At 65.4% G+C, this 18,071-nt stretch carries 20 protein-coding genes; 10 read left to right on the top strand and 10 right to left on the bottom strand.

Features of this window, described 5'->3' with window-relative positions; genetic code table 11:
* Positions 1–76: 76 nt before the first annotated feature.
* Positions 77–763: a DUF899 domain-containing protein gene (locus ACZYW1_RS13940; RefSeq protein ID WP_463786613.1), complete on the top strand. Its 687-nt coding sequence runs from the start codon at positions 77–79 to the stop codon at positions 761–763.
* Here ACZYW1_RS13940 and ipdC read toward each other — a convergent pair.
* The 4 genes from ipdC to echA20 are packed head-to-tail and all read right to left on the bottom strand — an operon-like array spanning position 754 to position 4,194.
* Positions 754–1,818, bottom strand: coding sequence for a (3aS,4S,5R,7aS)-5-hydroxy-7a-methyl-1-oxo-octahydro-1H-indene-4-carboxyl-CoA dehydrogenase (ipdC, locus tag ACZYW1_RS13945; RefSeq protein ID WP_463786615.1), 1,065 nt, complete (start codon positions 1,816–1,818; stop codon positions 754–756). The genes ACZYW1_RS13940 and ipdC overlap by 10 nt on opposite strands.
* Positions 1,815–2,555, bottom strand: a complete 741-nt coding sequence (gene ipdB / locus ACZYW1_RS13950; protein ID WP_463786617.1) for a cholesterol ring-cleaving hydrolase subunit IpdB — start codon at positions 2,553–2,555, stop codon at positions 1,815–1,817. Before ipdB ends, ipdC begins: the two co-directional genes overlap by 4 nt.
* A complete protein-coding gene (gene ipdA / locus ACZYW1_RS13955) occupies positions 2,552–3,436 on the bottom strand; it encodes a cholesterol ring-cleaving hydrolase subunit IpdA (RefSeq protein WP_463786619.1) in 885 nt (294 codons plus the stop codon). Before ipdA ends, ipdB begins: the two co-directional genes overlap by 4 nt.
* The gene (gene echA20 / locus ACZYW1_RS13960) at positions 3,433–4,194 is read right to left on the bottom strand and encodes a (7aS)-7a-methyl-1,5-dioxo-2,3,5,6,7,7a-hexahydro-1H-indene-carboxyl-CoA hydrolase (RefSeq protein WP_463786621.1); all 762 of its coding nucleotides are present in this window, start codon (positions 4,192–4,194) and stop codon (positions 3,433–3,435) included. Before echA20 ends, ipdA begins: the two co-directional genes overlap by 4 nt.
* Before the next feature lie 78 nt (positions 4,195–4,272).
* Here echA20 and ACZYW1_RS13965 point away from each other — a divergent pair, with 78 nt between their 5' ends.
* Both ACZYW1_RS13965 and ACZYW1_RS13970 read left to right on the top strand, forming a co-directional pair.
* Positions 4,273–5,058: an SDR family oxidoreductase gene (locus ACZYW1_RS13965; RefSeq protein ID WP_463786623.1), complete on the top strand. Its 786-nt coding sequence runs from the start codon at positions 4,273–4,275 to the stop codon at positions 5,056–5,058.
* Positions 5,059–5,072: 14 nt separating this feature from the next.
* Positions 5,073–5,978, top strand: coding sequence for an SDR family oxidoreductase (locus tag ACZYW1_RS13970; protein WP_463786624.1), 906 nt, complete (start codon positions 5,073–5,075; stop codon positions 5,976–5,978).
* Here ACZYW1_RS13970 and ACZYW1_RS13975 read toward each other — a convergent pair.
* The 6 genes from ACZYW1_RS13975 to ACZYW1_RS14000 form a co-directional block, all read right to left on the bottom strand.
* On the bottom strand, positions 5,975–6,925 hold the full coding sequence (locus ACZYW1_RS13975; RefSeq protein WP_463786625.1) for a histidine phosphatase family protein: 951 nt from the start codon (positions 6,923–6,925) through the stop codon (positions 5,975–5,977). The genes ACZYW1_RS13970 and ACZYW1_RS13975 overlap by 4 nt on opposite strands.
* Positions 6,925–7,902, bottom strand: a complete 978-nt coding sequence (locus ACZYW1_RS13980; protein ID WP_463786628.1) for a histidine phosphatase family protein — start codon at positions 7,900–7,902, stop codon at positions 6,925–6,927. Before ACZYW1_RS13980 ends, ACZYW1_RS13975 begins: the two co-directional genes overlap by 1 nt.
* An 83-nt stretch (positions 7,903–7,985) precedes the next feature.
* Positions 7,986–8,975 carry an SDR family NAD(P)-dependent oxidoreductase gene (locus ACZYW1_RS13985; RefSeq protein ID WP_463786629.1) on the bottom strand — a complete coding sequence of 330 codons (990 nt, stop codon included), beginning with the start codon at positions 8,973–8,975 and terminating at the stop codon, positions 7,986–7,988.
* A gap of 9 nt (positions 8,976–8,984) precedes the next feature.
* A complete protein-coding gene (locus tag ACZYW1_RS13990; protein ID WP_463786632.1) occupies positions 8,985–9,437 on the bottom strand; it encodes a nitroreductase family deazaflavin-dependent oxidoreductase in 453 nt (150 codons plus the stop codon).
* Between the two features lie 13 nt (positions 9,438–9,450).
* Positions 9,451–9,819: a DUF8021 domain-containing protein gene (locus ACZYW1_RS13995; protein ID WP_463786634.1), complete on the bottom strand. Its 369-nt coding sequence runs from the start codon at positions 9,817–9,819 to the stop codon at positions 9,451–9,453.
* A 3-nt stretch (positions 9,820–9,822) separates the two neighbouring features.
* Positions 9,823–10,986 carry a steroid 3-ketoacyl-CoA thiolase gene (locus tag ACZYW1_RS14000; protein WP_463786636.1) on the bottom strand — a complete coding sequence of 388 codons (1,164 nt, stop codon included), beginning with the start codon at positions 10,984–10,986 and terminating at the stop codon, positions 9,823–9,825.
* 120 nt (positions 10,987–11,106) lie between these two features.
* On the opposite strand from ACZYW1_RS14000, the gene ACZYW1_RS14005 reads away from it, so the two are divergent.
* The 7 genes from ACZYW1_RS14005 (at position 11,107) to ACZYW1_RS14035 (ending at position 18,058) form a co-directional block, all read left to right on the top strand.
* On the top strand, positions 11,107–12,360 hold the full coding sequence (locus ACZYW1_RS14005; RefSeq protein WP_463786637.1) for a cytochrome P450: 1,254 nt from the start codon (positions 11,107–11,109) through the stop codon (positions 12,358–12,360).
* A gap of 14 nt (positions 12,361–12,374) precedes the next feature.
* Complete coding sequence (locus tag ACZYW1_RS14010) at positions 12,375–13,394, top strand: acyl-CoA dehydrogenase family protein (RefSeq protein ID WP_463787829.1); 1,020 nt, start codon at positions 12,375–12,377, stop codon at positions 13,392–13,394.
* On the top strand, positions 13,379–14,542 hold the full coding sequence (gene fadE29, locus ACZYW1_RS14015) for an acyl-CoA dehydrogenase FadE29 (RefSeq protein ID WP_463786639.1): 1,164 nt from the start codon (positions 13,379–13,381) through the stop codon (positions 14,540–14,542). The genes ACZYW1_RS14010 and fadE29 overlap by 16 nt, the downstream gene beginning before the upstream one ends.
* Positions 14,539–15,504: a bifunctional MaoC family dehydratase N-terminal/OB-fold nucleic acid binding domain-containing protein gene (locus tag ACZYW1_RS14020; RefSeq protein ID WP_463786641.1), complete on the top strand. Its 966-nt coding sequence runs from the start codon at positions 14,539–14,541 to the stop codon at positions 15,502–15,504. Before fadE29 ends, ACZYW1_RS14020 begins: the two co-directional genes overlap by 4 nt.
* Positions 15,501–15,911 (top strand): MaoC family dehydratase, encoded by a 411-nt coding sequence (locus ACZYW1_RS14025; protein ID WP_463786642.1) that lies wholly within the window; start codon positions 15,501–15,503, stop codon positions 15,909–15,911. Before ACZYW1_RS14020 ends, ACZYW1_RS14025 begins: the two co-directional genes overlap by 4 nt.
* Positions 15,901–17,070 (top strand): lipid-transfer protein, encoded by a 1,170-nt coding sequence (locus tag ACZYW1_RS14030; protein WP_463786644.1) that lies wholly within the window; start codon positions 15,901–15,903, stop codon positions 17,068–17,070. Before ACZYW1_RS14025 ends, ACZYW1_RS14030 begins: the two co-directional genes overlap by 11 nt.
* A 112-nt stretch (positions 17,071–17,182) precedes the next feature.
* On the top strand, positions 17,183–18,058 hold the full coding sequence (locus ACZYW1_RS14035; RefSeq protein WP_463786645.1) for a DUF559 domain-containing protein: 876 nt from the start codon (positions 17,183–17,185) through the stop codon (positions 18,056–18,058).
* The last annotated feature ends 13 nt before the right edge of the window (positions 18,059–18,071 follow it).

Genomic DNA, 18,071 nt, shown 5'->3' on the forward strand with positions numbered 1-18,071 from the left:
CCCTTCTCGACGCTGAAGTGTACGGTGTGAACATTAGCATGTTGACGGCGTAAACATCACTTTGGAGGGGATTGTTGTGAGCACCGCAGGATTGCCGCCCGTTGTGGATCAGCAGACCTGGGAACGCGAATTGGAAGCGCTCCGGGTTCGGGAGAAGGGCGCTACCCGCGAACTCGACGCGATCGCAGCACAGCGACGCAGGCTGCCGATGGTGGCGATGCCGGACTACACCCTGGACGGCGAAAAGGGGCCCGTGCGACTGGTCGACGTGTTCGACGGCAAGTCGCAGTTGATTGTCTACAACCACATGTGGTTTCCGGGAGAAGAGTGGCAGTGCCCGGGATGTACCGGCATGACGTCGCAGTACACCCGGCTGGAGTTCCTGGACAACTGGGACGCCCGGTTCGTCGTCGTCACGCAGGGCCCGATCGACGAGGCGCTCGCCTACAAGCGGCGGGTCGGCAATCAGATGACCTGGTATTCCACCGCCAACAGCTCATTCGGCGCCGACGTGGGTGCGCCGCCGAACGGCGGCTTCGGCGTGAATGTCTTTCTGCGAGACGGCGACAACGTGTATCGAACCTGGCACACCAATGGCCGCGGGACCGAGCAGTTGCAGCACACTTTCGCGTTGATCGACCTGCTTCCCTACGGTCGGCAGGAGGAGTGGCAGGACTCTCCGGAAGGTTGGCCGCAGTCACCGACCTACAGCCGCTGGGCCGGCTCGCAGGACATCGCGCGAGCCTACGGTCCTCAGTCCTGAATCAACCCGGACGCGGCCTGCAGATGCTTGACGGCGTCGGCGACGATCGCGTCGATAAGCTCCGCGCAGGACGGTAGGTCTTGGACGATGCCGGCGACCTGACCGGACGCCAGGACGCCGGCATCGGTATTGCCTTCGACCAGACCGGCTTTGAGCAGCATGGGCGTGTTGGCCGCCATCACGATCTGCGCCATGGTCATTTCTTTGCCGTGCCGCATCGCCAGGCCGTCGCGAATCATCGACGCCCAGGTCATGCCGGACATCTTCTTGAACTTGCCGGCGTTACCCACCGCGGCAGTAAATCCCCTTGCCCGCGAACCACTTTCGAGCTTCTCGACCAGGCCGGTACGCAGCACCCGGTGCGGCATGCCGTCGACCCGGGTGGTGACGACGGTGCCGTCCAGGGCCGATTGCAGATAACGCTGCTTGACCGCGTCGGGCACGGTGGAATCCGAGGTGAGCAGGAACCGGGTTCCCATCGCGACGCCGGCGGCGCCGTAGGACAGCGCCGCCGCGAGGCCGCGGCCGTCGAAGAAGCCGCCCGCCGCGATCACCGGGATACTGACGGCGTCCAGCACCGAGGGCAGCAGCAGCGTGGTGGCGATCGGGCCGGTGTGGCCGCCGCCCTCGCCGCCCTGGACGATCACCGCGTCAGCGCCCCAGGACGCCACCTTGCGGGCGTGTTTGGCCAGACCCACCGATGGAATGACCACGGAGCCGGCATTTTTGAGCTTGGCGATCAGTTCCTGCTTGGGCGCCAGTGCGAAGGACGCGACCTTGACGCCCTCGCGGATCATCAGGTCCACCCGGTCGCCCGCGTCACCGGCATCGGCGCGAATGTTGACCCCGAACGGCTTGTCGGTGGCCGCCTTGACCTTTCCGATCGCGACGGCCAGCTCGTCGAGCGTCATGGTCGCCGAGGCCAAGATGCCCAGGCCGCCGGCGTTGGAGGTCGCGGCGACCAGACGCGCACCGGCCACCCAGCCCATTCCGGTCTGCACCACCGGATGCTCGATACCGATCAGTTCGGTCAGCGGCGTACGTAGCTTTGTCACCGGATTTCTCTATCCCGCAGTGACTTCGGGTCGATCTTCTCTCGGATCAGGTGTAATTCTTCCTCGGTCGGCAGTCGGGACTCGTCGGCGTCGTCGAGGCCGTGCACCTCGAATGAGGTGTTCTCCCTGACCTCGTCGGCCGTGACCCCGGGGTGCAGCGACAATGCCCGCATCGTGCGATCAGGGCCGTCGAAGTCGAAGACGCCGAGATTGGAGATCACCCGATAGGTGTTGGCGAATCGGAACGCCGGATTGTCGGTGTCGATGTTGTCCCAGCCGATGCCGCAGACGACGTCGACCGTCTCGCCGAACACCCGCGTGGAATGGTTGCCCACCCAGTAGCTGGTCGCGTGGTTGATCGCGTTGCCGGGTGCGCCGCGCACGCCGAACATCTGCCGCTTCGGCTGTTGCACTGGACCGAACGCCGAGATGTTCTGATTTCCGTGCCGGTCAACCTGATTGGCGCCCATCACGACGTGACGCCTACCCCAGGCCAGCGTCTCGAACACTCGGCCGAACGGCATCCAGCCCTCGACAAGTCCGGTCTTGCCCAGCGCCGGAGTGTCGGCGAGCAGCTGCGCTTCACCGTCGGTCAGCAGGATGTCGGGGGAGAACGTCAGTCGGGCCAACCGCGCGCCGACCGACGCCATGTTCGTCATCGGGCTGACCATGATCTCGCCGGCGTCGCGGAACAAGTCGGCGCAGGCGATGGCGCAGACCTCGGCGCGAGTGCTCATTGTGATGCCTCCTCGGCGAACTTACGCACCGCCGCTTGGTATTCGGCCTCGCCGCCGGAAAGGTAGGTCCCGACGAACGTTTGCCAACCCTCGTCCGTTCCGGCGGCCTCGGCGTAGTGTCGCTGGAACTTCTCGTCGCGGCCGTAGTCGGGGGCGGCGGTGGTGAAGTGGGAGCCGCCGGGTGCCTCGACCACCCCGTCGACCATCATCCGGTTCACCAGCAATGCCTGTGGCGGTACGGCTTTGACCAATTCCTCGGTGGAGACGATGCGCTCGACCGACAGGTAGCGATGCTGCGCAGCCATCAGGAAAAGGTCGTCGAAGTAGGGGTCGATTCCGGTGTAGGCGGCGTTGCCTCGCTCGTCACCGAGGTTGAGATGAACGAACGCGGCGTCGAGATTCAGCGCCGGCATCGCCAGCAACGTCTCGTGTCCGCCACCGGCTGCGGGGTAGGGGCTGTCGACCGTTTTCAGCTCACCCTCCCAGAAATCAATCACCGAGCTGCCCAGCCCGGCGCGAATCGGCAAGAACGGCAACCGTTGTGCCGCCGCCTGCAGGCCGCACCGCAGCATGCCCTCGTCCATCTCGCGAGCCTCGAGCGTGCCGGCGCTGCGGGCCTTGGCGAACCAGGGGTCGTAGAAGGGTGGCGAGTCCAGCGAGACGAACCCGTAGTACGCCCGCTTGACCTTGCCGGCGGAGCACAGCAGTCCCAGGTCCGGGCCGCCGTAGGTCACCACGGTCAGATCCTTGACGTCGGTGCGCAGTAACGCGCGTACGAACGCCATCGGCTTGCGCCGCGATCCCCAGCCGCCGATGCCGATCGTCATGCCGCTGCGCACTTGCGCGACGGCGTCATCGAGAGTGATGCGCTTGTCGGTCATTTTTCACCGGCGCCCTTCGAGGTACCGGCGAACGCGTCGCGGTGCTCGTCAGCCACTCCGGCGAGGTTGAGCTCAAACGTAAAGCCTTGTTCCATGCGATAACTGGAGTTGACCCGCTGGACATCGATCAGGTTCAGCGCTTCCTTGGCGGCGCGGATCACGCGGGTGTCCTTGGCGGCGATGTCGCGAGCGACCCGCAGCGCGGCCTCGTCGAGTTCGGCTCGCGGCACCACTTCGTGCACGGAGCCGAAGTGATGCAGGGTGGCGGCGTCAACAGTGGCCGCGGTGAAGAACAGCCGGCGCATCATGTGTTGCGGTACCAGGCGCGACAGGTGCGTCGCCGCGCCCAGTGCGCCACGCTCCACTTCGGGCAACCCGAACGTCGCATCGTCGGATGCCACGATGACGTCGGCGTTACCCACCAGGCCGATGCCGCCCCCGACGCAGAACCCGTTGACCGCGGCGATCACCGGGACGGCGCATTCGTAGACCGCGCGGAATGCGGCGAAGCAACCGCGGTTGGCGTCGATCAGTGCGGTGAAGCCCTCGGTGCGCTGCATTTCTTTGATGTCCACGCCCGCGTTGAAGCCGCGGCCCTCGGCGCGCAGGATCACCGCGTGAGTGGTCGAGTCGTTGCCGGCGGCGGTGAGGACCTCGCCGAGTTCGAACCAGCCCTGCGACGGGATGGCGTTGACGGGCGGGTAGTCGACGGTGACCGCGACTATCCCCGGTTCGACGGTGCGCGATGTGATTGTCATCGAGATCCTCGACCACTTCCTTGGGGGACGACGGGAGACGATTTACCTAAGCAAGCACTTGCTTGGTACGCTAGCACAGTGACTCATGCCGACGAAGGCCGCGCTTTCAGCTTCGGGCTCACTGGCAGGGTCGTGCTGGTCACCGGCGGCGTTCGAGGGGTTGGCGCCGGGATCAGCACTGTTTTCGCTGAGCAGGGCGCCACCGTGGTCACCTGCGCCAGGCGCGAAGTCGACGGCCTGCCCTTCGAATTCCACCCCTGCGACATCCGCGACGACGACGCCGTCAAGGCGATGGTCGGCGCGATCGTGGAGCGGCACGGCCGCCTCGACGTCGTGGTGAACAACGCCGGAGGTTCCCCGTTCGTGTTGACGGCGGATGCCAGCGCGAAGTTCAACCGCAAGATCATCGAACTCAACCTCTTCGGCGCGCTGTCAGTGTCGCAGCACGCCAACGAGGTGATGCAACGCCAGGCTTCGGGCGGGTCCATCGTCAACATCTGCAGCCTCAGCGGCCGCCGACCGTCGCCCGGAACCGGCGCCTACGGTGCGGCCAAAGCCGGCTTGGAAAATCTCACCCAAACGCTTGCGGTCGAGTGGGGACCGAAGGTCCGGATCAACGCCTGCGTCGTCGGAATGGTCGAGACCGAGCAGTCGGAACTGTTCTACGGCGACGCCGACTCGATCGCGGCGATCTCGAAGAACGTACCCCTCGGTCGACTCGCCAAGCCTGCTGATGTCGGTTGGGCCGCAGCGTTTCTCGCCTCAGAAGCGGCGTCGTACATCAGCGGCGCCTCACTCGAGGTGCACGGCGGCGGGGAGCCGCCACACTATCTGGCCACCACCAACGCGAGCTCGGTCAAATAAGAGGAGAACAAACTATGGGTGTGGTTGACGGCCGTGTGGTCATCGTGACCGGAGCGGGCGGCGGCATCGGACGTGCGCACGCGCTGGCGTTCGCCGCCGAAGGCGCGCGCGTGGTCGTCAACGACATCGGCGTGGGTCTGGACGGGTCACCGGCCGGCGGCGGTAGCGCTGCCCAAGGCGTGGTCGACGAAATCGTCGCCGCCGGAGGCGAAGCCGTCGCCAACGGTGCCAACATCGCCGACTGGGACCAGGCCGCGGGACTGATCCAGACCGCCGTGGACACCTTCGGCGGCTTGGACGTGCTGGTGAACAACGCCGGCATCGTGCGCGACCGGATGATGGCCAACACCAGCGAAGAAGAATTCGACGCTGTGATCGCAGTGCACCTCAAGGGCCACTTCGGGGCCATGCGGCACGCCGCCTCGTACTGGCGCGGGCTGAGCAAAGAGGGCAAAAGCGTTGACGCGCGGATCATCAACACCAGTTCCGGCGCGGGCCTGCAGGGCAGTGTCGGTCAGGGCAACTACAGCGCGGCCAAGGCCGGTATCGCTGCGCTGACACTGGTCGGCGCGGCCGAGATGGGCCGGTACGGCGTGACGGTCAACGCGATCGCCCCCTCGGCCCGCACCCGGATGACCGAGACGGTGTTCGCCGACATGATGTCCACCCAGGACAACGACTTCGATGCGATGGCACCGGAAAATGTGTCGCCGTTGGTGGTGTGGTTGGGCAGCAACGAGTCTCGCGACGTCACCGGGCAGGTGTTCGAGGTCGAGGGCGGCAAGATCAGGGTCGCCGAGGGATGGGCCCACGGACCACAGATCGACAACGGCGCCCGCTGGGACCCGGCCGTGCTGGGGCCGGTGGTGGCCGATCTGCTGGCCAAGTCGCGCACACCGGTGCCGGTGTACGGCGCCTAGACCGAACCGCCCAACGCGGCGACGATGTCGTCGAACACCGCGATTGGGAATTGCGAAGCCGCCATTTCGATCTGGCTGAAGCCGAGTTGAAACGCACTGTCGATCGTTGTCGCGTTGCCGGTCAGGAGTGCCTCGTAGATGTCGTAGCCGACGAGTTGCGGAACCTGGATCAGGTCGCGGAAGTCGACGAACAGGTCGGTCAGCAGTCCCGGGTCCTCCGGCACCGGGATGCCGTCCCAGCTCACCAAAGTCCAGTCGCCCGGTGAGCCCTCGATGACGACTTGTCCTGTGTAGGGCAGTAATTCGCCGGTGGTGAACAACTCTTTGAGGACCAGCCCGAAGTCGGGGTTGTCGACGTTCATCAACGCCCAGATCGCTATGGTGCCCTCGTGGGAGAACACGGCATCGATGTCGCCGGGAACACTTCCTTCGTAGATGTTCTCGATCGCCGCGTCGACGCGGGCGTCGAACACGATGCCGTTGGCGTCGGTAGACCCGAACTCCGGAACGGAGGTGAACCCCAGCGTCCACAGTGCCGGCGCGAGCAGGTACAGCGCACCACCCAGCGGCAGTTCGCCGACATTCACCGGCGCACCTTCGAAAATCCCTGCGTCGATCTCGTTGAGTCCGGCCTGTAAGGGTTGAATCGTCAGGTTCAGTGCGTCGGCCAGCGGCGCCGCGGTCTGCTCAGATCGGACCATGGTGGATGCCCAGATCTCATCGATCCCGCTGTTCTGCAGGGTATCTGCCAAGTGTGAGGCCTGCAGGTCGCCCGCCTCGGTGAGTCCAGGTCCGGGCACGGTCGTGTTGATCGCGGTCATGTCGCCGGATTCGGCGTGCCGGATGAAGTCCAGCACGATCGAGCCGTCGTCGGCCCAGGCGACTGCGGGTCCGGCGGAAAGGGTTGCCGCGGTGAGCAATCCGGCGATCGTTGCGCGACGACGCATCAGACGCTGCCTCCGAATGCGGCGACGAGGTCTTCGAACACCTCGACCGGGAATTGGCTGAATGCGGCGTCGATCTGGCCGAACCCGGTCTGCAGTGCGGAGTCGATCGTCGCCGAGTTGCCGGTGAGCAGGGCCTCGTAGATGTCGTAGGCGGCGATCTGCGGAGCTTGGATGAGGTCGCGGAAATCGACGAACAAGTTGGTGAACAGGCCGGGGTCCTCCGGGACGGCAACCCCGTCGTAGCTCACCAGCGTCCAGTCCCCCGGGCTGCCGCTGATGATCACCTGGCCGGTGTTGGGCAGGAATTCCTGGTTCTTGATCACCTCGTCGATCAGGATCGAGAAGTCGGGGTTCTTGACGTTCATCAGCGTCCAAACGGCGATCGAGCCCGCACTGGAGTACGCGACATCGTTGACCGTGGCGGTCGAACTCACCGTCCCCTCGTAGATCGTCTGCACGGCGGCATCGAAGCCTTCGTCGAAGGTGATGCCGTTGACGCTGGGATCACCGAAGGCCGGGACGAGAGGCAGGCCAAACGTCCAGGCAATCGGGCCGAGCAGGTAGAGCAGACCGGCGAGACTGGTCGTCGATTGACCTTCGAAGATGCCGGCCGGGATCTCGTTGAGTCCCTCCAACTGCGGGATCGACGATGTCGGGATGCCGAGCAGATCGGCCAGCGGGGTCGCGGTCTGCAGGGTGCGCTCTGCCTGCGAGGCGAAGACCCCGGCGATGTCCTTGTCGAAGTCCGCATAGATCGAATCGGCGACGGCATTGGCTTGGACGATGCCCGTCACGTCCAGCGGCGCCCCCGGCGGCGCCGTGTCGATGATGCCGTTGAGATTGGACAACGTCTCCCCGTGCCGGACCAGGTCCAGCACGATCGTTCCGTCGTCGGCCCGCGCCAGTGCTGAGCCCATGGTCAACAGCGCGGTGGACAGCAGACCGATGGCGAGGGAACGCGCAGACCGATGGCTCATCACGCAGGCAATCTATCGCAGTTAACCTGCTTGTTTAAGCAAAATCACAGCTTTGTTTAAGCCGGTCCACACAACCTTTCGACTCAGATGCGGCCGACCTCCCGCAACCCGTCGACGGTGTCGGCGAGTGTCTGCGCCGCGTCCCGGTGCGTGATTCCGAGGTCACGCTCGGCAGGCGTGTCATCCGAAGGCGGCATCTGGGTGTAGTACTGCATCGCCGCAGAGTTGATCGGCGTCTCGAACGGCAGATAGTCGCCGATCACGTCGAACACGTGACCCAGGGCACGCAAACCGGAATCGGGAACCGGGAGGGCGACCAGCCTGCGGTCGGCGGCGGCACCGAGCAGCGATGCGAGGCGATCCACCGCGATGCGCCGGCCACCGGCCATGTATCGGCGCGGTCCTTTCCCCGGCTGCAAGAGGGCGACGTGCAAGGCGGCGAGGTCGCGGACGTCCACGACGATCCAGCCGGCGCTGCGGCCGGGCACACCGCGCATCTTGATCGCCGCCTCCACCCCCTCGGCCGCCTCACCGAACTGGTCACCCGCGGGTGGGCCCAGCACCATGCCGGGATAGGTGATGTTCACCGGCGCACCGGCGTCCTGGAGACCGCGCCCATACGCTTCGACGACGGCCTTGGACTTGCCATAGCCGTCGGACCCGCCGACCACGGGTAGGTCCGCATGCAGCATGGGTAAATCGGGCCGGAACAGCGCCGAGAAACTCGAGACGTGGATGATCGGATCGATCTTCGCCGCGGCAGCCCCGCCCAGCACATTGCGGGCGCCGTCGAGGTTGGTGCGGAGCATTTCCTCGCTGCGGTCGGGGTCGGTGGAAACCATTGCTGCGCAATGAATGACGGCGTCACAGTCTTGTAGGGCCGCGGCGGTGCTGTCGGGGTCGGCGATGTCACCGACGACGTGATCGCTGACGTCGACGCCGATCTGCGCGGCGCTGGTGTGCAGGCGATCGGGGTTTCGCGCGAGAAACCTGACGTGGTGTCCGCCGTCTTGGGCCGCCTTCGCCGTCCACGCCCCCACGAATCCGGTGCCGCCCGTGATCAGAACCTTCATCCCGGTGGGTTACGGGTCGCAGATGACGATTGGGATGACGCGGTCGGTCCACGACTTGTAGTCCTCGAACGAGGAGTACATCGCGACGAGTTTCGGCCAGTACTGCTCGCGTTCGGCTTCGGTGGCGTCGCGGGCGGTGAGCTTCAGCACGTCCTTCTTGACCTGCACCGTCACCTTCGGGTTCGCCTTGAGGTTCAGGTACCACATCGGGTTGTCGGCCCGCCCGCCCTGCGAGGCCACCAAGACGATGCGGTCGCCTTCGCGCAGGAACAGCAGCGGGCTGACCCGCGGTTGCCCGGTCTTGCGCCCGATGGTGGTCAGCAGCGCGACCGGCGCGCCCTTGAGAAATGTGCCGCCGATTCTGCCGCTTGAGACCTTGTAGGCGGCGGTGTTGAGTCGCGACATCCATTTGATGAGGACGCCGGTGCCGGCGGAATTCAGTGCGCGCGGCGGATTGGCCATCGGGTTCTTCCTATCAGCGGTGCTGGATGAACGGACGCATCCGAGCGTTGATGTGTCGGATCTTGCCATCCACGATCAGGAAGGTTTCGTCGACGTGCGCGCATACTCGACGCCCCACCAGCGTCGGTTTGGTGATCACGTCGAACTGAGCACGCACCTGGTTGCCGTCCACGTCGAACTTCGGCGGCGTGCACTGCTCGATGAGTCGGAACTGTGGTCCGCGATTCAGGCTGCGCCGCAAGTGGTTCCCGGAGAATCCGGTCTTGATCCCCATCTCGATCCGAACACAATCCGGCGCGAACGGAACCTCGTCGCCCCGATGGTTGGCCAGCGCGTCGATGTAGAGCTGTGCCGCGGTGATCCGGTCTTGGTCGGAAGTCACCGTTTAGATGCGCTCGATGATCGTGCCGGTCGACAACGCTCCACCGGCGCACATCGTGATCAACGCGGTGGTCTGGTCGGTGCGCTCCAACTCGTGCAGCGCGGTGGTGATCAGCCGGCTGCCGGTGCTGCCGACCGGGTGGCCCAGCGCGATCGCGCCGCCGTTGACGTTGACCTTGTCCATGTCCGGGTTGTGCACCCGCGCCCACGACAGCACCACGGAGGCGAAGGCTTCGTTGATCTCGGTGATGTCGATATCGCCCATCTTCATCCCGGCCTTCTCCAGCACCTTCGCCGTCGACTGCACCGGGCCGTCCAGGTGGTAATAAGGCTCGGCGCCCACCAGTGCCTGGCTGATGATGCGAGCCCGCGGCTTGAGGCCGAGCGCCTTGGCCTTGTCCTCGTCCATCCACAGCACGGCGGCCGCGCCGTCGGAGATCTGCGAGGACGTGCCCGCGGTGTGGATGCCGCCGTCGAGTACCGGCTTGAGTTGGCTCAGGCCCTCCAGCGTGGTGTCACGCAGACCCTGGTCCTTGCTGACGATGTGCCGGTCGCTGGTCGGCTGCTTGTTCTCGTCGAGCACGGGTGCCTCGATGCCGCTGATCTCGCGGTCGAAGCGGCCCTCAGCCCATGCCTGCTTGGCCTTGCGCTGCGAGTCGAGGCCGAATTGGTCGATCTCCTCGCGAGTGATGCCGCGGCGCTTGGCGATTCGCTCGGCGGCGGTGAACTGGTCCGGCAGGTCGATGTCCCACGAAGCGGGCCGAAGTATCCCGCGATCCGGGCCGGCGTTGGCGCCCAGGCCGACACGGCTCATCGCTTCGATGCCGCACGCGATGCCGACGTCGATGGCGCCGGCCGCGATCAAACCGGCGATCAGACCGTTGGCCTGCTGGCCGCTACCGCACTGACAGTCGACGGTCATGGCGCCGACATGCTCGGGCAGCCCGGCGACGAGCCAACCGACCCGGGTGATGTTGTTGGACTGCTCGCCGTACTGCGTCACGCAGCCGCCGACGATCTGCTCGACCTCGCCCGCGTCGATGCCGGCCTTCTCCACAAGCGCCCGCTGGGTGGCGCCCAACAGCTCGGTGGCGTGCAGTCCTGACAACCATCCGGCGCGCTTGCCGATCGGGCTGCGGGTGGCTTCAACGATTACCGGGTTACCCATGAGGTCAGGCTAGAACACGTTTCATTAGCCTGACAAGCGACGATGCGCGCGCACCTTTTGGTCTGCGGTGAGAGCATGTTTTACTGGCACTAGAACACGTTGTAGTTCAGGAGACCCTTTATGGCACCCCCCAGCATTCCGGCGGACTTCGACTTCCTCGATCCGGACGTCAACCTGGCCGGACTTCCCGTCGACGAACTCGCCGAGCTTCGTAAGTCCGAGCCGATCCATTGGGTCAACGTGCCCGACGGCTGCGGCGGCTTCGAGGACAACGGCTACTGGATCGTCAGCAAGCACGCCGACGTCAAGGAAGTGTCGCGCCGCAGCGACGTCTTCTCCAGCTGGCAGAACGGCGCGATCCCGACGTGGCCGCCGGAGATGACGCGTGAGCAGGTGGAACTGCAGCGCAGCGTCATGCTCAACATGGACGCCCCGCACCACACCCGGCTGCGCAAGATCATCTCCCGCGGGTTCACCCCGCGCGCGATCGGCCGGCTGGAAGAAGAACTCGCGCAGCGCGCGCAGAACATCGCCAAGGACGCGGCGGCGGCCGGCGGCGGTGACTTCGTCGAGCAGGTCTCGTGCGAGCTTCCGCTCCAGGCCATCGCCGGTCTGCTCGGTGTGCCGCAGGAAGATCGGGACAAGCTGTTCCGCTGGTCCAACGAAATGACCGGCGGCACCGACCCCGAATACGCCGACGTCGATCCCGCGCAGTCGTCGATGGAACTGATCATGTACGCGATGGCGATGGCCGCGGAGCGCAACGAGAACCCGACCGACGACATCGTGACGACCTTGATCCAGGCCGACATCGACGGAGAGAAGCTCTCCGACGACGAATTCGGGTTCTTCGTGGTGATGCTCGCGGTCGCGGGCAACGAGACAACGCGTAATTCGATCACCCACGGCATGATCGCGTTCGCGGACAACCCCGATCAGTGGGAGTTGTTCAAGAAGGAGCGCCCGTCGACGGCCGCGGATGAGATCGTCCGTTGGGCCACACCGGTATCCGCCTTCCAGCGCACCGCCAACGAGGATCTCGAACTGGGCGGGGTGCAGATCAAGAAGGGTCAGCGGCTGGTGATGTCCTACCGCTCGGCCAACTTCGACGACGAGGTTTTCGACAACCCGCACAGCTTCAACGTCCTGCGTGACCCCAACCCACACGTCGGGTTCGGCGGCACCGGCGCGCACTACTGCATCGGCGCCAACCTCGCCCGGATGACGATCAACCTGATCTTCAACGCGGTCGCCGACCACATGCCGGACCTCACACCGATTTCGGAGCCTGAGCGGCTGCGTTCGGGCTGGCTCAACGGCATCAAGCACTGGCACGTCGACTACTCCGGCAAGAGCGCGGTCGCACAGGGATGAATCTCAAAGCGACGATGGACTTCACGCCGGACGCCGAGCAGCAGGCAGTCGCCGACGTCGTCACGTCGGTGCTGGATCGAGACAACTCCTGGGATGCGCTGGTCGCCGGTGGCGTGACCGCACTGCCGGTGCCGGAACGTATCGGCGGCGACGGTGTGGGATTGCCCGAGATAGCGACGGCGCTCACCGAAATCGGTCGGCACGGCCTGATCGGCCCGGCGGTGGCCACCCTGGGGTTCGGTGCAATCACATTGCTGGACTTGGCTTCCGACGATCAGCAGGATCGCTTCCTCGCCGGTCTGGCCAAGGGTTCGGTCCTGACCGCCGCGCTCAACGAGCCCGGCAGCGCGTTGCCGGACCGGCCCGCAACGACCTTTACCGACGGCCGGTTGTCGGGCACCAAAGTCGGTGTCGGTTATGCCGAGAACGCCGAATGGATCCTGGTCACCGCGGACAGTGCCGTCGTCGTGGTGCCCGCCAATGCCGACGGTGTGCGCATCGTGAAGACACCGACTTCGGCCGGGTCCGACGAGTACGTGGTCACCTTCTCCGACGTCGAGGTCGGCCCCGACGACGTACTGGTCGGGGCGACGGCGCAGCGGGTGAACCAGCTGGCGCTGGCCGCGATCGGTTCGTACGTCGCCGGCCTGGTCGCCGGTGCCTTGCGCCTGACCGCGGACTACGTGGGGAGCAGGCAGCAGTTCGGCAAGCCGCTTTCGACCTTTCAAACCGTTGCCGCGCAGCTCGCTGAGGTGTACATCGCTTCGCGGACAATCGATTTGGCCTCCATCTCGGTGATATGGCGACTGACCGAAGGTCGCGATGCCGCCGACGACCTGGACGTGCTCGGCTACTGGATCACCTCGCAGGCGCCGCGGGTGATGCAGATCTGCCACCACCTGCACGGGGGCATGGGGATGGACATCACCTATCCGATGCACCGGTACTACTCGACGATCAAAGACCTGACCCGCCTACTCGGTGGGCCGTCGCATCGCCTCGACCTGGTGGGAGCGCAATGTTCATCGACCTGACCCCGGAGCAGCGTCAGCTGCAAGCCGAACTGCGGCAATACTTCTCGAATCTGATCACGAGCGACGAGATGAAGGCGATGGAGAAGGATCGCCACAACGACGCCTACCGCGCCGTGATCCGGCGGATGGGTAAAGACGGCAAGCTCGGCGTCGGCTGGCCGAAAGAGTTCGGCGGCTTGGGATTCGGACCGGTCGAGCAGTCGATCTTCGTCAACGAAGCGCACCGCGCCGACGTACCGCTGCCCGCGGTGACGCTGCAGACGGTCGGTCCGGTGCTGCAGCAGTTCGGGACCGAGGCCCAGAAGAAGAAGTTTCTGCCGGCGATCCTGGCCGGTGAGGTGCACTTCGCGATCGGCTACAGCGAGCCGGAGGCCGGTACCGACCTGGCGTCGTTGCGCACCTCCGCCGTCCGTCACGGAGACGAGTACATCGTCAACGGCCAGAAGATGTGGACTACCGGCGGGCACGACGCCGACTACGTCTGGCTGGCCTGCCGCACCGATCCGGAAGCGGTGAAGCACAAGGGTATTTCGATCCTGATCGTCGACACCAAGGATCCGGGATACTCCTGGACGCCGGTCATCCTGTCCGACGGGGCGCACCACACCAACGCCACCTACTACAACGACGTCCGTGTTCCCGCCGACATGCTGGTCGGTGAGGAGAACGGCGGGTGGCGACTGATCACCACCCAGCTCAACAACGAACGGGTGATGCTCGGCCCGGCCGGCCGCACCGCGGGCATCTACGACCGGCTGCACGACTGGGCATCCAAGCCCGGTGGCGACGGGGTGACCCCCATCGACCATCAGGACGTCAAGCGGACGCTCGGCGAGATCTATTCGATGTGGCGGGTCAACGAACTGCTGAACTGGCAGGTGGCCGCCGCCGGCGAAGACATCAACGTGGCGGATGCCGCGTCGACCAAAGTCTTTGGCACCGAGAGCATTCAGTACATCGGACGGCTGGCCGAGGAGATCGTCGGCAAGTACGGCAACCCCGCCGAGTCCGCCACAGCCGAGCTGCTCGACTGGCTCGACTCGCAGACGAAGCGCAATCTGGTGATCACCTTCGGTGGAGGCGTGAACGAAGTGATGCGCGAGATGATCGCGGCGTCCGGCCTCAAAGTGCCGAGGGTGCCCAGATGACAGACATCGCAGAGGCGCTCGAGAAGATCAAGGCGGCCGGCGGCCCCAAGCCGCGCAAAGGCCGCGACCCGGTGAACCAGCCGATGGTCAACAGCTGGGTCGAGGCCATCGGCGACACCAACCCCATCTATCGGGACGCCGACGCTGCCCGCGCCGTCGGCCATCCGGGAATCGTCGCGCCGCCGGCCATGATTCAGGTCTGGACGATGTTCGGCCTCGGCGGGGAACGTCCCTCCGACGACCCCATGGGTCCGATCATGCAACTCTTCGACACCGAAGGTTACATCGGCGTGGTCGCGACAAACTGCGAGCAGACCTATCACCGGTATCTGCAACCCGGTGAAGAGGTCACGATCCACTCGGAGATGGGCGACGTCGTCGGGCCCAAGCAGACCGGGCTCGGCGAGGGCTGGTTCATCAACCAGCACATCAGCTGGCGGGTCGGCGATGAGGACGTCGCCGAAATGAAGTGGCGGATACTCAAATTCAAACCGCGCGAGTCGTCGACCGGATCGGTGCCCGAGGATCTCGACGCCGAAGCCATGATGCGGCCCTCGGAGTCCAAGGACACCAAGTTCTTCTGGGACGGCGTCAAGGCGCACGAGCTGCGCATTCAGCAGCGGCCCGACGGCAGCCTGCAGCATCCTCCGGTGCCCGCTTTGTGGAAGGACGCCGGCGAGGATGTGAAGCCGACCGACTACGTCGTCGCCAGCGGCGAGGGCACGGTGTTCAGCTTCGTGGTCCACCACGCGCCGAAGGTGCCGGGCCGCACGCTGCCGTTCGTCATCGCGCTGGTGGAATTGGAGGAGGGCGTCCGGATGCTCGGCGAGCTGCGCAACGTCGACCCTGCGGCCGTGGAAGTCGGAATGCCGGTTCGCGCAACGTATATCGACTTCCCCGCCAACGACATCGGTCCGGCGTGGACACTGTACGCGTGGGAGCCCTCGGAGGTCGGAGCATGAGCGCCCCGACGATCGAAGTCGGCACCACGCTGCCGGAGCTCGCTCTCTACGGCGATCCCACCTTCATCATCTCGACGGCGATCGCCACCCGCGACTACCAGGACGTCCACCACGATCGGGACAAGGCGCAGGCCAAGGGATCCAAGGACATTTTCGTCAACATTCTCACCGACACCGGTCTGGTCCAGCGCTACATCACCGACTGGGCCGGCCCGTCGGCGTTCATCAAGTCGATCGGGTTGCGGCTCGGGGTGCCCTGGTACGCCTACGACACCGTGACGTTCAAAGGTGAAGTGACCGCAGTGGACGACGGCCTGATCACACTGAAAATCGTTGGCAGCAACAGCCTCGGCGATCACGTCATCGCGAATGCGACCCTGACCATCGGGGGTTCCGGTGCCCGGTGAACTCTCCGGTAAGGCCGCGATCGCCGGGATCGGCGCCACCGACTTCTCCAAGAACTCCGGGCGCAGCGAGCTCCGGTTGGCCGCCGAGGCGGTCCTCGACGCCCTCGGCGATGCCGGCCTGACACCGGCCGACGTCGACGGCATGGTCACCTTCACGATGGACTCCAACACCGAGGTGGCCATCGCCCGGGCCACCGGCATCGGCGACCTCAAGTTCTTCTCCAAGATCCACCACGGTGGTGGCGCCGCCTGCGCCACGGTGCAGCAAGCGGCCATCGCGGTGGCCACTGGTGTCGCGGATTGTGTTGTGGCGTACCGCGCTTTCAACGAGCGCTCAGGTATGCGGTTCGGTCAGGTGCAGACCCGTCTGGTCGAGAACGCGGACTCGACCGGCGTGGACAATTCGTTCTCCTACCCGCACGGCTTGTCGACACCCGCCGCGCAGGTGGCCATGATCGCCAAGCGCTACATGCACTTGTCGGGGGCCACCAGCCGCGACTTCGGTGCGATATCGGTGGCGGATCGCAAGCATGCCGCCAAGAATCCGAAGGCATACTTCTACGAGAAGCCGATAACCATTGAGGATCACCAGAATTCGCGGTGGATCGCCGAACCGCTGCGGTTGCTGGACTGCTGCCAGGAGACCGACGGCGCGGTTGCGCTCGTCATCGTCTCAGCGGAGCGGGCGAAGGACCTGAAGAACCGGCCGGCCGTCATCGAGGCCGCGGCGCAGGGTGCGAGCCCGGACCAGTACTCGATGGTCAGCTACTACCGGCCCGAGCTCGACGGGCTGCCAGAAATGGGTCTGGTGGGCAAGCAGCTGTGGTCGCAATCGGGCCTGAAACCCGCCGACATCCAGACCGCGATCCTCTATGACCACTTCACGCCGTTCACCCTGATTCAGTTGGAGGAGTTGGGATTCTGCGGTTGGGGTGAGGCCAAGGACTTCATCGCCGACGGTGCGATCGAAATCGGTGGACGCCTGCCGATCAACACCCACGGCGGCCAACTGGGCGAGGCCTACATCCACGGCATGAACGGCATCGCCGAAGGCGTGCGCCAACTGCGCGGCACTTCGGTGAACCCGGTGCCCGACGTCGAGCACGTGCTGGTCACCGCCGGCACCGGTGTTCCGACGTCCGGCCTGATCTTGGGCTAGCTGGTTTCTGCGCGAGCGCCCGGCTGGCAGGGCGCTCGACGCCCAACGGTCGACTGCCCGGGCGCTCGACAGCTGAAGTGACGGCGACGATCTTGCGTGCGAATCTGCGGCGATGGGCCAGCCATTTGTCGGGAGCGAAGCTGTTGCACGTGGAGTGCTGACCAAGAGCCAATTGCAGACGCGATACACCCGAGTGTTGCGAGACGTCTACATCGATCGGAACGCTGAGATCACCGCCGTGGAGCGCGCCGAGGCCGGGTGGTTGTGGACCCGCCGATTGGGAGTCGTGGCGGGGTTCTCGGCAGCCGCGCTGCACGGGAGTAAGTGGGTCGACGACAGAAGACCGGTGGAGTTGATCCACGACAATCACCATCGCGCGGCGGGGATACAACTGCACAGGGACCTTGTCGAGGCGGACGAAGTCGAGATGATCGGCGATGTCGTAGTCACATCGCCGACAAGGACAGCTCTCGACCTGGGCTGCTGGTACCCGAAGATGACCGCCGTGGCGGGGATCGATGCGCTAGCCGGAGCGACGGAAATAAAGGCTGCTGATGTGGAGCTGTTGGCGCGCAGATACCCCGGACGCCGAGGGATCGCGCGAGCCCGCCTGGCGATCGAACTCTTCGACCCGGGCGCACAGTCGCCGAAGGAGTCATGGCTACGGCTTGTTCTGATTCAAGCCGGCCTGCCGCGACCGCAGACACAGATCCCTGTACTCGACGAGTTCGGTGATGCTGTCGCGTATCTCGACATGGGTTGGGAGGACAAGAAGGTAGCCGTCGAGTACGACGGTGAACAGCATCGCGTCGACCGCAGGCAGTACACCTGGGACGTCCGAAGGCTGGAAATGCTTGAGCGACGTGGGTGGATCGTCATACGAGTCGTGGCAGGAGACCGGCCGGCGGAAGTTGTGAGACGTGTTCGCGCGGCGTTGGCGCGCCGAGCGCTCAGCCAGACGGGCGCTCGACCACTCAGTCCCGGCTAGCCGGGCGCTCGGC

Source organism: Mycobacterium sp. IDUB_36, from assembly GCF_055419225.1.